The sequence below is a fragment of the Bacillus safensis FO-36b genome (assembly GCF_000691165.1).
GTDB classification, from domain to species: domain Bacteria; phylum Bacillota; class Bacilli; order Bacillales; family Bacillaceae; genus Bacillus; species Bacillus safensis.
The window spans coordinates 160694-173499 of sequence record NZ_ASJD01000001.1 but is presented as its reverse complement, the minus strand read 5'-3'; the positions used below and the strand labels follow the sequence as shown (position 1 = coordinate 173499).

General features: G+C 42.0%; 10 protein-coding genes. 1 reads left to right on the top strand and 9 read right to left on the bottom strand.

Annotation, left to right across the window (positions count from 1 at the left end; genetic code table 11):
• Positions 1 to 3: 3 nt before the first annotated feature.
• The 9 genes from ytaF to BA81_RS00830 form a co-directional block, all read right to left on the bottom strand.
• Complete coding sequence (gene ytaF, locus BA81_RS00870; protein WP_034279660.1) at positions 4 to 636, bottom strand: sporulation membrane protein YtaF; 633 nt, start codon at positions 634 to 636, stop codon at positions 4 to 6.
• A 174-nt stretch (positions 637 to 810) separates the two neighbouring features.
• Positions 811 to 1644 carry a DNA-formamidopyrimidine glycosylase gene (gene mutM, locus BA81_RS00865; protein ID WP_034279657.1) on the bottom strand — a complete coding sequence of 278 codons (834 nt, stop codon included), beginning with the start codon at positions 1642 to 1644 and terminating at the stop codon, positions 811 to 813.
• 26 nt (positions 1645 to 1670) lie between these two features.
• Positions 1671 to 4310, bottom strand: coding sequence for a DNA polymerase I (gene polA / locus BA81_RS00860; RefSeq protein WP_034279654.1), 2640 nt, complete (start codon positions 4308 to 4310; stop codon positions 1671 to 1673).
• Positions 4311 to 4564: 254 nt separating this feature from the next.
• Positions 4565 to 6307: a two-component system histidine kinase PnpS gene (pnpS, locus tag BA81_RS00855; RefSeq protein WP_034279651.1), complete on the bottom strand. Its 1743-nt coding sequence runs from the start codon at positions 6305 to 6307 to the stop codon at positions 4565 to 4567.
• Positions 6300 to 7028: a response regulator transcription factor gene (locus tag BA81_RS00850; protein WP_034279648.1), complete on the bottom strand. Its 729-nt coding sequence runs from the start codon at positions 7026 to 7028 to the stop codon at positions 6300 to 6302. Before BA81_RS00850 ends, pnpS begins: the two co-directional genes overlap by 8 nt.
• Positions 7029 to 7213: 185 nt before the next feature.
• The gene (mdh, locus tag BA81_RS00845) at positions 7214 to 8152 is read right to left on the bottom strand and encodes a malate dehydrogenase (RefSeq protein WP_008356047.1); all 939 of its coding nucleotides are present in this window, start codon (positions 8150 to 8152) and stop codon (positions 7214 to 7216) included.
• 34 nt (positions 8153 to 8186) lie between these two features.
• Complete coding sequence (icd, locus tag BA81_RS00840; RefSeq protein ID WP_024424789.1) at positions 8187 to 9458, bottom strand: NADP-dependent isocitrate dehydrogenase; 1272 nt, start codon at positions 9456 to 9458, stop codon at positions 8187 to 8189.
• A 149-nt stretch (positions 9459 to 9607) separates the two neighbouring features.
• Entirely contained in the window at positions 9608 to 10726 is a 1119-nt protein-coding gene (citZ, locus tag BA81_RS00835; protein WP_024424790.1) for a citrate synthase, read from the bottom strand.
• A gap of 376 nt (positions 10727 to 11102) precedes the next feature.
• Positions 11103 to 11567 (bottom strand): DUF441 domain-containing protein, encoded by a 465-nt coding sequence (locus tag BA81_RS00830; RefSeq protein WP_024424791.1) that lies wholly within the window; start codon positions 11565 to 11567, stop codon positions 11103 to 11105.
• A gap of 100 nt (positions 11568 to 11667) precedes the next feature.
• Here BA81_RS00830 and ytvI point away from each other — a divergent pair, with 100 nt between their 5' ends.
• Complete coding sequence (gene ytvI / locus BA81_RS00825) at positions 11668 to 12786, top strand: sporulation integral membrane protein YtvI (RefSeq protein WP_034279643.1); 1119 nt, start codon at positions 11668 to 11670, stop codon at positions 12784 to 12786.
• Positions 12787 to 12806: the final 20 nt, after the last annotated feature.

Below are 12806 nucleotides of genomic sequence, written 5' to 3'. Positions count from 1 at the left end.
CCTTTACAGCTTCCACACTCCAATTAAAATGAGCAGAAGCCCTGGTAAGCATGCAAGTTTATCGATCCAGCGCCAATTGGCCAAGTAATGACCGGAACGGAGCCCGATACACACAAAAAGTGAGCTCATCACGGCCACAGTGATACTCATGACAATTGGAGAAAAGCCTAGAATCGCAGCGCCAATCCCTGCGCCAAATGCATCAATGGATAAAGCAATCCCAAGAAGCACCGCTTCTATTCCATTGATCGTCCCAGAACGGTCAATATCTGCACTTGTCGGCTTTCGCAAAATTTGAATGACAAGACCAAGCGATTGCACTTCCACATTGAGCAATGTCTTTTCATGAAGGAGCAAATCACGCTCTTTCGCTGGTTTGTAAAATTGATAAAGGACCCAAAGTCCAATGGCGATTAAAATGCCTCCACCAAGTTTATCTGTCACTGAGACAGGGAGGAATGTCGTCAGCAGGCTGCCAATCAGCATGGAAATGAGCAGCACAATCCCTGAACAGCACGCAATAATGACAATCGCTTTAAATGGAATCTTCATTTTACGAAGTCCATACGTAAATCCTACAGAAAAGCTGTCAATGCTGACTGCAATAGCTAAAAACAGGAGCGAAATCGAAATCATACCTGAACTCTTCCTTTCTGTTCATGCAACGATGATCAAGAGTCTCTAGGCGTCCTTAGACTCTTCTTCACTATATGAAGAGCAGGTGGGCTGTGTGTCAGTCTACACCTTGCTGAAAAATGAATGTTTTTTATCGTATGCACAGCAAAAAGGAAGCATGCTGATGGCTGATTTTTATTGAGGACGCTTTTGGCAGGTCACACAAAAATGAGTGCCGCGCCCTCCGACTACTGTTTTCTCAATGATGCTTCCGCATGTTTGACAAGGCTCTCCCCGCCGGTCATACACAAGAAGCTGCAGCTGAAATGTTCCAATATCACCTTGTGAATTGATATATGAGCGAATCGTGCTTCCTCCTGCATCTACCGCTACTTGAAGTGTATCGATAATATGCCTGTGAAGCACTTTGCACGATTCAAGGCTGAGCTGATTCGCTTTTGTTTCTGGATGAATGCCTGCTTTAAACAAAACCTCATCTACATAAATATTACCTAGTCCCACGACAATCTTTTGATCAAGCAGCGCTGTTTTGACCACACGGGAAGTTTTTTCCAATTGCTCCCATAAATATTCCGGAGTGAATTGATCATCAAAAGGCTCATACCCCAGCTGCGAGAGCGGGAGTTCCTTTTCTTCTTCACCCGGATGAAATAAATGCATCGTGCCAAATTTACGCACATCATGATACCGAAGCTCAGTACCGTCTGTAAATGTAAAGACGACGTGTACATGTTTATCGTATGGCTCATGCGCTTCATGTACACGGTATTTCCCTTCCATCCTTAAATGGGAGACCATTACGTAGTGGTCTAAATGAAAGAGCAGGAACTTTCCTCTTCTTTCAATGGTTTGTATCGTTTCTCCTACCATCCTTCTTGCGAACTCTTCCGGCTCCCCAGGACGTTTGATGATATTTGGCCATTTGATATTGACCGTTTCAATCGTCTTTCCTTCGACTAACCGCTTGAGTGTGCGCCGGACGGTTTCAACTTCTGGTAATTCCGGCATGCTCCCCGCTCCTTTTTCTCTCTCTATTATTTTGCGTCGTACCAAGATGGCCCTGAAGCAAAATCAACTTTTAGCGGCACATCTAGCTGAAGTGCATTTTCCATGACTTCAGGAACAATTTTTTCGAGTATGGCAATTTCTTCTTTCGGCGCTTCGAAAATCAATTCATCGTGCACCTGTAATAAAAGATTTGCCTGCAAGTTTTCTTCTTTTAATTTACGCGCCATATCAATCATGGCCTTTTTAATAATATCAGCTGCACTTCCTTGGATCGGTGTGTTCATGGCTGTTCGTTCGGCAAAGCTTTTGATATTAAAATTACGGCTTGTGATATCCGGGATATACCGTCTGCGTTTGAGAAGCGTCGTGACATATCCTTTTTGTTTCGCTTCCTGCACGATCTCTTCCATATAGGTTTTCACGCCTTTAAAGCTTGTTAAATAGCGTTCGATAAAGGCAGCTGCTTCTTTTCTTGTGATCCCAAGGTTTTGAGATAACCCATAATCACTGATCCCATATACAATACCGAAGTTGACAGCCTTGGCTTGTCTTCTCATAGAGGAAGTCACTTCTTCTTCTGAGACATGGAACACGTCCATCGCTGTCTTCGTGTGAATATCCATATCTTGCGTAAACGCTTCGATCAAATTCTCATCCTGAGAAATATGAGCGAGTACACGCAGCTCAATTTGTGAATAGTCAGCAGCAAACATGAGCCAGCCTTCTTTTGATGGAACGAATGCTTGTCGAATCTTTCGTCCTTCTTCTAAACGAATTGGGATGTTTTGCAGGTTTGGGTCTGTCGAGCTTAGTCTTCCTGTTTGCGTGAGCGCTTGATTAAATCGTGTATGCACTTTATGGGTATCCTTGCGCGTTACTTTCATTAAGCCTTCCACATAGGTCGATTGGAGCTTTCCAATTTGGCGGTAATGCAGAATGGACCGAATGATCTCGTGCTTATCTTCAAGCTTTTCAAGAACATCCGCAGATGTCGAGTAGCCCGTCTTTGTCTTTTTAATAATCGGCAGTCCTAATTTTTCAAAAAGAATCACGCCAAGCTGTTTAGGAGAATTGATGTTAAATGTTTCACCTGCTAAGCGGTGAATGGTTTCTTCATATTCTTTCAGCTTTTTCGTTAACTCTTCACCCATCTTCTCTAGGCGCTCAATATCTACCTTTACCCCAAGGGATTCCATTTCACCTAAGATGAGGGCAAGCGGCAGCTCTAAGTCTTCATATAGTTCATGCTGATCATTTTTTTCTAACGCTTCAAGTGTTAAATCATGCAGAGCAGAGATCGCCGCTGCTTTTCGTCCAAGATGTTCCTTCAGTTCATCTTCAGGTGGAATCGCCTGCTTTGCTCCTTTTCCGTACACTTTTTCATCAGAAAGAGCGATGTTAAGACCATATTCCTTCGCCACACTTGCGACGTCCTCATACGATTTCTGAGGGTTGACGACATAGGAAGCGAGCAGGACATCGTTATCGACACCTTTTAGATCGACATCATGCCATCTGAGGGCGACAACTGCTCTTTTTGAATCAAAGACCCATTTCTTCTTCGTTTCATCCTGTACCCATTGTTTAAATGCGTCTGATTGAAGCGCATCTTCTTTCGTGATAAAAAACGCACCATTTTCATTATGGATCGCAAAACCAATCAAATCTGCTTCATGATAATTATCTCCAAGCTGCTCTACCACAAGAGCAGCTTGATCTGTCAGCAACTCATCCGTTACTTCGGTCATTTTTTTCACTTCTAATGCTTCTACTTCGACCTGTTCACCTGTTTCTGGTGCTTCTCCTAGACGCTCTAGCAGCGTTTGAAAGCCTAGTTCTTTATAAAGAGAGATCACTTGATCCATATGAGGACCTTCATATGCGAGATCCTTGCTTGATACATCAATTGGCGCTTCTACAAGAATCGTTGCGAGTTTTTTACTCATCACCGCTTGCTCTTTATATTCTTCAAGCTTTTCTTTGAGTTTTTTACCGCTGACTTCGTCAATATGTTCAAGCAGGTTTTCAACCGTTTCAAACTGCTTTAACAATTTAATCGCTGTTTTTTCGCCTACACCCGGCACCCCTGGGATATTATCTGAGGAATCTCCCATCAAACCTTTCATATCGATGATTTGATCTGGGCGCAGGCCATATTTCTCTTCAATATGAGCCGGTGTGTAATATTCTACTTCTGTAATGCCTTTTTTCGTAATTGCCACCGTCGTATGGTCTGTTGAGAGCTGCGTTAAGTCCTTATCTCCTGAGAAAATTTTGACTTCAAAGCCGTCTTTTTCTGCCTCCACAGCCAATGTCCCGATAATATCGTCTGCCTCGTATTGAGGAAGCTCGTACCTTTTCACCTGATAGGCATCTAATAACTCACGGATGAACGGCATTTGTTCTGATAGCTCTGGCGGCGTTTTTTGTCTTCCGCCTTTATATTCTTTAAATGTCTCGTGGCGGAATGTTGTTTTTCCCGCATCAAATGCGACGAGCATATGGGTTGGCTTCTCGTCCTCGAGCATCTTCATTAAGATCATCGCAAAGCCATAAATGGCATTTGTATGGACGCCTTTATCATTTGATAATAGCGGCAAAGCAAAAAAAGCTCGATATGCGAGACTGTTTCCATCCACTAGTACTAATTTCTTTTTGTCTGTCATGTTTTAATCCTCCATCGGCTGAGCCATTTCAGCCGTCTCTTTCACACATTGTATCATCATTTTATCAAAGTTTATTTTGAAAAGAAAATAGTCGAACCTGCATAAAAAAAGGGACGAAAACAACAAGTGTTTTCGTCCTTACAAAATTGGCTCCTTGGATGAAGGGGTTCCTATTCATCCTACCAATGATTGTTTAACTAAACATGAATCCATTGTAAAGATCATGTAAATTTTAACGCGACTTTCCTTTTTCCCTATTTTGATTTCAGGCTCACTGTAAAAGTCGTTCCTTTACCTTGTTTGCTATGGACCGAAATCGTCCCTTCATGCGCCTCCACAAGGTGTTTGACGATGGCAAGACCAAGTCCTGTACCGCCTGAATTTCTACTTCTATCTTTATCAATTCGATAAAATCTCTCAAATATTCTTGGAATCTCGCTTTTCTTCATGCCGATTCCTGTATCTGCTACATCAAATTCATAGGCGCCTTTCCGCGGTCTTGCCGAAATGGTGACACTCCCTCCCTCTGGTGTATAGGTAAGGGCATTGTTCACGAGATTGAGGAAGATTTGTTTTAACCTCAGCGGATCTGCCATCACATAGACAGGCTCTTTCGGGATACGCACTTGTAGTTGAATGCCTTTTTCTGCAGCCTTTTGTTTTAAAAGGACTTCAATCTCTTGAATGATTTCTGTCGCATTGGCGTCTTGAATATTCAGTTTGAAATGCTGCTGCTCGATTTTGGAAAGATCGAGTAAATCTTGAATGAGTGTTTCGAGACGGACACTCTCTTTTAGAATGATGGAAAGGAATTGTGTCAGCGCTTCTTTGTCATCAATCGCTCCATCAAGAAGAGTTTCGGAGAATCCTTTAATCGACGTAATCGGTGTCTTTAATTCGTGAGACACATTGGCGACAAAATCTTTTCGCATCTGCTCCAGCTGCTTTGTTTCTGTCACGTCATGAAACACAAGGACTATTCCTTTCCATTCATCGTCTGTACTTAAAATGGGAACACCATCCACCTGGAAGTAGCGCCGTTCAATGTCAACGGCCAGGCGTAAAAACTTCCGCACCTTCGTTTCTGTCATGAAAATTTCGTCAATCAGCTCAATAATTTCTTCATGTGTAAATGCTTCATGATACAGCTTGTGCATGTAAATATGCTTTTGCACCTTAAACTGCTTGCGGAAAGTTCGATTGACTAGGTTAATATACCCCATCTTATCAATCAAAATAATCCCTGCTCCGATGTTTTCAATGACTGTTTGCAGACGGTCTCGCTGCATCTCCCCAGTGCTTGTCATTTCTTGAAGGCTTTCTGCCAGGCGCTTCATTGATGTATTAAGCTCACTTGTTTCAATGATAAGCTCTTCATAATGATTGGTATCATAGTTCCCGCGTTCCAGCTGTTTGGCTACCTTTGTGGCATAATCTATCGGTTTTACATATTTCATCGACATGCGGTATCCAAAGAAAACGATAATAATAATCGCCGTTCCAAGACAAACGGCTAATGCGAGCCAAAGCTGGCCGTCAATTTCATTTAAAGGCTGGAATGACGCATGGAGAAATAAATAGCCTGCCGGTTCATTTTGTTTCAGGATAGGGACTGCGTAATGAAACAGCGCATCCTTTTCATCCTCAATGACGACTCCTTTTGTTTGAAGGCGTTCATTGTTCAGTGTGTTTTGAATGATGCCCCTTTGCTCCGCTTGACCTGTTGTATGTATGATATTCCCCTTCAGGTCCACAATTGACGCATTCATATCGAGATGCTGCTTTGCCTGATTGAGGATCTCCTTGTTTTGCTTCGCCTGCAGATCATCACCATCCATGGAAGAAAGAAGAAAGCTCGATTCATTTTCCATTCGTTCCGTTAATTTAGTTTCATAAAAAACATGGAACATGTGATCCAAAAAAAGGCCAAGTGCAACAAACACAATAAAAAGGAGAAAAATAAGTCCCGAAAACAGGCGGGTTCGAATTTTACTCATTTGGCTTTGGCTCCTCCAATTTGTAGCCTAAGCCGCGAATGGTTTTAATGTATGTTGGTTTTTTCGTATTCTTTTCAATTTTGTCCCGCAAGTGGCTGATATGTACATCCACAATACGAGTGTCACCTGCAAAGTCATAATTCCAAACGGCACTTAGCAGCAGATCACGTGTGAGGACACGTCCTTTATGCTTGGCCAAATAAAGCAGCAGTTCAAATTCCTTCGGCGTAAGCTCTAGGCGTTCTTCTTGGAAGTAGACTTCATAGTGTTCTGGTAAAATGCGCAGTTCACCAATTTTAATTTGGTCTGCAATGAACTCTTCCCTCTCCTCTTGCGCGGGGACAGGCTGAGATTGCTGCGCTCTTCTCAAGATGGCTTTTACCCGAGCACCCACTTCTCTAGGACTGAATGGCTTTGTCATGTAATCATCGGCTCCAAGTTCAAGACCGAGCACCTTATCAAATTCATCGTCCTTTGCTGTCAGCATTAAAATAGGGAACATCATTTTTTGAATTCTCAGTTGTTTGCACACTTCAATACCGTCCATTTTCGGAAGCATTAAATCTAATACAATGAGATCAGGCTGTTCACTTGCTGCTTTTTCAAGCGCTTCTTCCCCATCTCTTGCTGTGACGACATCATAGCCCGCCCTTTCAAGGTTATAGCTTAGAAGTGTTACAATCGATTCTTCATCATCCACAACTAATATTTTTTTATTCATGTTGTGCCTCCAATTAGTGATTTCCCCTGCATCCGTTTTTTTGTATCTTATGTGAAAAGCGAGAAGTCATGCTTTCTCTTTCATTTTAACGAAAGCTTAACAAGAGGACAATTTAAAATTTCGACAAGATTGGTTTTGTAAACAAAAAGAAGGCCCCTCATAAGAGAAGCCTTCTTTTTTTCATATTAAGACAATACTTTCATGACGTTCTTAACAGATTCAACAGAACGGTCAAGCTGACTTCTTTCTTCTTCTGTCAGCTCAAGCTCAATGATCTGCTCAAGGCCGTTTCCACCTACGATTGTTGGTACACCAAGGTAAATGCCTTCGTAGCCATATTCACCTTCAAGGTATGCAATCGTTGGGATCACGCGGCGCTGATCTTTTAGAATCGCCTCAACCATTTCTACTAGTGAAGCAGCAGGTGCATAATAGGCACTACCGTTACCTAATAGGTTTACGATTTCGCCGCCGCCTTTTCTTGTTCTTTCAACAATCGCATCAATACGATCTTTTGGAATCAATGTTTCCAGCGGGATACCGCCTGCGTAAGAGTAACGAACAAGCGGAACCATGTCATCGCCATGTCCACCAAGCACAAAGCCCGTCACATCTTTGACAGATAGGTTTAATTCTTGAGCAACAAACGTACGGAAGCGTGCTGTATCAAGAATGCCCGATTGTCCAATGACTTTTTCTTTTGGTAATCCTGATTCTTTATAAACGGCATATGTCATTGCATCAACAGGGTTTGTTAACACAACAATAATGGCTTCTGGAGAATATTTAACGATTTCGCGTGTCACGCTGCGCATGATTTTTTCATTTGTTGACACGAGATCGTCACGGCTCATTCCCGGCTTTCTTGCAATTCCTGCCGTAATGACCACGACATCAGAACCGGCTGTATCTTCGTAGTTAGAAGTGCCTGTAATGTTCGCATCGAAGCCTTGAACAGGGCTTGCTTCCAGCATATCAAGAGCTTTCCCTTTTGTTGGGTTCTCAAGCTGCGGGATATCAACTAATACGACATCCGCTAATTCTTTTTGAGCCGTTAGAAATGCTGTAGTTGCTCCTGTAAAACCTGCTCCGATGACAGATACTTTTTTACGCTTGTTTGCCATTTCCTTTTTCCCCTTTAACTTTAAAGTTTAAGAATCAAGACAAGTTTTTGATGAGCTCGTCAGCAAACTCAGAACATTTCACTTCTGTTGCGCCATCCATTAATCTAGCAAAATCGTATGTGACGACTTTAGATGCAATTGTTTTTTCAACAGATTGAATCACTAGATCAGCTGCTTCCTGCCAGCCAAGGTGCTCAAGTAAAAGCACGCCTGATAGAAGAACAGAAGATGGATTCACTTTATCAAGACCAGCATATTTTGGTGCTGTTCCGTGAGTCGCTTCAAAAATAGCGTGTCCTGTTTCGTAGTTGATGTTTGCACCTGGTGCGATACCAATTCCACCAACTTGTGCTGCAAGTGCATCAGAGATGTAATCTCCATTTAAGTTCATTGTAGCCACAACATCGAACTCAGCTGGACGAGTTAGGATTTGTTGAAGGAAAATATCTGCAATGCTGTCTTTGACAATGATTTTGCCAGCAGCTTCTGCTTCACTCTGCGCTTTGTTTGCCGCATCTTTTCCATCTTGTTCTACAATACGATCATATTGTGCCCATGTAAAGACTTTGTCGCCAAACTCTTTTTCAGCCACTTCGTAGCCCCAGTTTTTGAAGGCACCTTCTGTAAATTTCATGATGTTTCCTTTGTGAACAAGCGTCACAGATTTACGGCCTTGGTCAATTGCATATTGGATAGCCGCTCTGACAAGACGGGATGTTCCCTCTTCAGAAACTGGCTTGATTCCGATACCTGACGTTTCTGGGAAACGGATTTTATTCACACCTAATTCGTTTTTTAAGAAGTCAATTAACTTCTTCACTTCGTCTGAACCTTTTGCATACTCGATACCAGCATAGATATCTTCTGTGTTCTCACGGAAGATCACCATATCTGTGTCTTCTGGACGTTTCACAGGAGAAGGTACCCCTTTGAACCAGCGAACAGGACGTAAGCATGTGAATAAATCAAGCTCTTGTCTAAGTGCCACGTTTAATGAACGGATTCCTCCGCCAATTGGTGTTGTTAGTGGCCCTTTAATCGCAATTAAGTATTCGCGAATGTCTTCAAGCGTTTGCTCAGGAAGCCACTCTCCAGTTTTATTGTAAGCTTTCTCACCTGCATATACTTCTTTCCAAGTGATTTGCTTTTCACCTTTATATGCTTTTTCTACAGCTGCTTCAAGTACTCTTGATGCTGCTTTCCAAATGTCAGGACCGATTCCGTCCCCTTCAATAAACGGGATAATTGGATTATTTGGTACATTCAATACGCCGCCAGTAACTGTAATTTTTTCGCCTTGTGACAATGATATTACCTCCCAGGTTATGTAGTGAATATTTGAAACTTCTTGGCTTGATGTCTGCAAACAAAGAAGTTTTTCACGTGATTCGTTTTTTTTGTTGATATGGAGGCTGATTGGCCTTTTGAAATCAGCCCCCGCTTATTCTATAAACATTAGTCTCTTTCACTGATCGGAACAAAGGTTTGAAGATCAGGTCCAATGTAGTCAGCTCTTGGACGGATGAGACGGTTGTTGTCATATTGCTCTAGAATGTGAGCAATCCATCCAGAGAATCGGCTGATCACGAAAATTGGTGTAAACAAGTCATGATCAATCCCAAGACTGTGATATACAGATGCAGAATAAAAATCAACATTTGGTGGAAGATTTTTCTCTGATGTCACGATTTCCTCTGCGCGAACAGACATTTCATACCATTTCGGCTCGCCAGTGAGGTTTGTTAAACGCTGGCTCATCTCTTTTAGATGCTTTGCACGCGGGTCGCCTTGACGGTATACACGGTGGCCAAAGCCCATAATTTTTTCTTTCTTCTCTAGCTTACCATGAATATAGGAATCTACGTTTTCAACTTCGCCAATTTCTGAAAGCATCTTCATCACGCCTTCATTAGCGCCGCCATGAAGCGGTCCCTTCAGCGCACCGATAGCCGCTGTCACACCAGAGTAGATATCTGATAGTGTAGCAACACATACACGTGCTGTAAATGTCGATGCGTTTAATTCATGATCCGCATGGAGAATAAGTGCCTTATCAATGGCTTCAATTTCTACTGGTGACGGCTCTTCGCCATTTAGCATATACAAGAAGTTTGCAGCATAGCTGTATTCTTCTTTTGGCTGTACAGGCTCAAGCCCTTTGCGAATGCGTGAAAACGCAGCGACTAGTCCAGAAATTTTCGCCTGTAAGCGAATCGCCTTTCTGTAATTCGCTTCTTTGTCCATAATCTCTGATTCGTCATCAAGTAAACCTAGTAAAGATACTGCTGTACGAATCGCAGACATTGGATGAACCCCATCAAGCGAATAAGATTTAAAATGCTCAATGATTTCTTGCGGAATCTGAGCATTTTCATTGAGCTGCTGTTTTAATTCACTCAGCTCCTGCTCATTCGGCAGCTTTAAGTGCCATAACAGGTAGACAATTTCTTCGAATGTAGCTTTTTCAGTTAAATCATCGATATTGTACCCTACATAAGTAAGAGTATCATCAATAATTGAGCTTACGGATGAAGTTGTTGCCACGATACCTTCAAGACCTCTTGTTGCTGTCATGTTCAATCTCCCCTTTTTAAAAAGATTCCCCTTCGTTGCAGAATTCTCACTTTTTGAAAGCGCTATCCAATCCGGATAAGATAGCAGGCTCAGAAAAGAAAATGCTTACATTTACCTATACGGTTAGAGCGCTTTTAGCCTCATATCTCTTGTGTGATCAATGAGTTCAAAATTAAGCCTATTCCCATTATAAACAATAATCAGACATTTGTTAAATGTTTAACTATAATTTTTTTTGATATTTTTTTTTCCAGTCTCCCATATCAGGCATGGAATAAAGGGATTTTGCTTCTTTTAATATATTTAATTATGTTTTTTTGCAAAAGCTCACGCAAGAAAAAATTTAAAAAAGAAAGTGGCAGGAACCACTCTCTTTTCACCCGCTGAAAAATTTCACAGCCTGCATCGCCAAATAAGCAATTCCAGCCCCGATAAGCGGTCCAACTGCCACACCTTTAAATAAGCTGACTGCCAAAATGGTACCGAACACAAGCGCTGCCGTAATATGCGGATCATTTTCGAGTAGCACAATCCCGTTTTTTGCAATTAATGCTACTAATATACCCGCTCCAAGAGCTATCCAAGCATAGGAAGATTTCATCGCTTCTCCAAGCTGCTTAAATCCAATGTCACCTGTTGCAATCGGGACCAGAACTGCAATGGTAATAACGGTGACCCCCCAATTAATGCCTTTAGATTGGAGAACCGGGAAAATTTTTTGATCCAGGCCAATCAGCTTAATCGCGATCAGCACAGAGACTGCTACAATTAACGAATTGTTTTTTGCAATAAGTGCAATAACGAGTAAAAGAACCAAAAACAAATTTGCTTGAGTAAACATACGCCGCTCCTTTCTTTCTTTTTATTGCGACCTTTTCATATTACTAATCTTTTTGAATAAAATGAAGTATCGGACATGCTTGTTTTTTGGAGGGGATTGTGTGAATCACGCCTATGTGGCCATTTTTCTTCGAAGTTTGATGATGATCAGCATTGCTGTTTTTGCGGTTGTCTTTTTATATCAGTCTTTTCCGTTTTTATATCCTTTTTGGATCGCCCTTATCGTGTCTTGTTTAATTCATCCTGCCGTCTGCAAAATCGAAGAGATCACCGGGATGCCAAGAGGATTTGTTGTGGTCATTGTGCTCTTGCTCTTTTTAGTCGCAGCCGCCGGCTTAATGACGCTTCTAGTTGCGGAAATCATTTCAGGAAGTGCTTATTTGGCAAAGGTGCTGCCCCGTCATCTTGATCAAATGATTGGGATTGTAGAGCAATTTTTCACAGACAAGATTCTGCCTTTATATCATGATGTGACGGCCCAATTTAATACGCTTCAAGCAGGTCAAAAGGAATCGATTTTGGGACAAATTCAAGCACTTGGTGATGAAGCGGCCGCAAAAATCGGGTCTTTTCTTTCAAAAACATTCGAGCTTATTCCGGCTTTTTTAGGTCTTTTGCCTGATGCAGCAGCCACACTGTTATTTTCTGCTCTGGCGACTTTTTTTATCACGAAAGATTGGTTTACGTTAAAAACATATGGCTCACGTATCTTTCCCGCAAAATGGATGCAGCATACACGCGCTATTTTATCTGAAATCAAAAAAGCCATTACCGGCTTTATGAAGGCTCAGCTTCTGCTTGTTGCCATGACGATTGGTATTGTATTGATTGGACTCATCATTTTAAAGGTCAAGCATGCCTTCGTTATCGCTCTATGTATCGGGCTCGTCGATTTACTTCCATATATCGGGAGCGGCACTGTTTTTCTACCGTGGATCATTTATTCTGCTATGACAGGAAATCTTTCCCTCGCCATTGGACTGGGCATTTTGTATATTGTCGTCCTCATTCAAAGACAAATATCAGAGCCAAAAGTCTTAAGCAAATCCATCGGACTTAATCCTTTAGCCACGCTTGTGGCGCTATTTGTCGGGTTAAAATGGTTTGGTTTTCTAGGACTTGTGATTGGCCCTGCTTCCCTTGTCGTGTGGCAGGCATTCCGTAATGCAGGAGTTTTCAGAGATATTTATGAGTACATTCGGTATGGAATGCAAAAATAAAAGAGACCTTCAGCTGAAGG

What these genes read in the sequence shown, in the direction of transcription:
- BA81_RS00850 (WP_034279648.1), bottom strand. Translation starts at nt 7,028, where the DNA reads ATGAATAAAAAAATATTAGTTGTGGATGATGAAGAATCGATTGTAACA.
- ytaF (WP_034279660.1), bottom strand. Translation starts at nt 636, where the DNA reads ATGATTTCGATTTCGCTCCTGTTTTTAGCTATTGCAGTCAGCATTGAC.
- citZ (WP_024424790.1), bottom strand. Translation starts at nt 10,726, where the DNA reads ATGACAGCAACAAGAGGTCTTGAAGGTATCGTGGCAACAACTTCATCC.
- BA81_RS00830 (WP_024424791.1), bottom strand. Translation starts at nt 11,567, where the DNA reads ATGTTTACTCAAGCAAATTTGTTTTTGGTTCTTTTACTCGTTATTGCA.
- mutM (WP_034279657.1), bottom strand. Translation starts at nt 1,644, where the DNA reads ATGCCGGAATTACCAGAAGTTGAAACCGTCCGGCGCACACTCAAGCGG.
- pnpS (WP_034279651.1), bottom strand. Translation starts at nt 6,307, where the DNA reads ATGAGTAAAATTCGAACCCGCCTGTTTTCGGGACTTATTTTTCTCCTT.
- mdh (WP_008356047.1), bottom strand. Translation starts at nt 8,152, where the DNA reads ATGGCAAACAAGCGTAAAAAAGTATCTGTCATCGGAGCAGGTTTTACA.
- polA (WP_034279654.1), bottom strand. Translation starts at nt 4,310, where the DNA reads ATGACAGACAAAAAGAAATTAGTACTAGTGGATGGAAACAGTCTCGCA.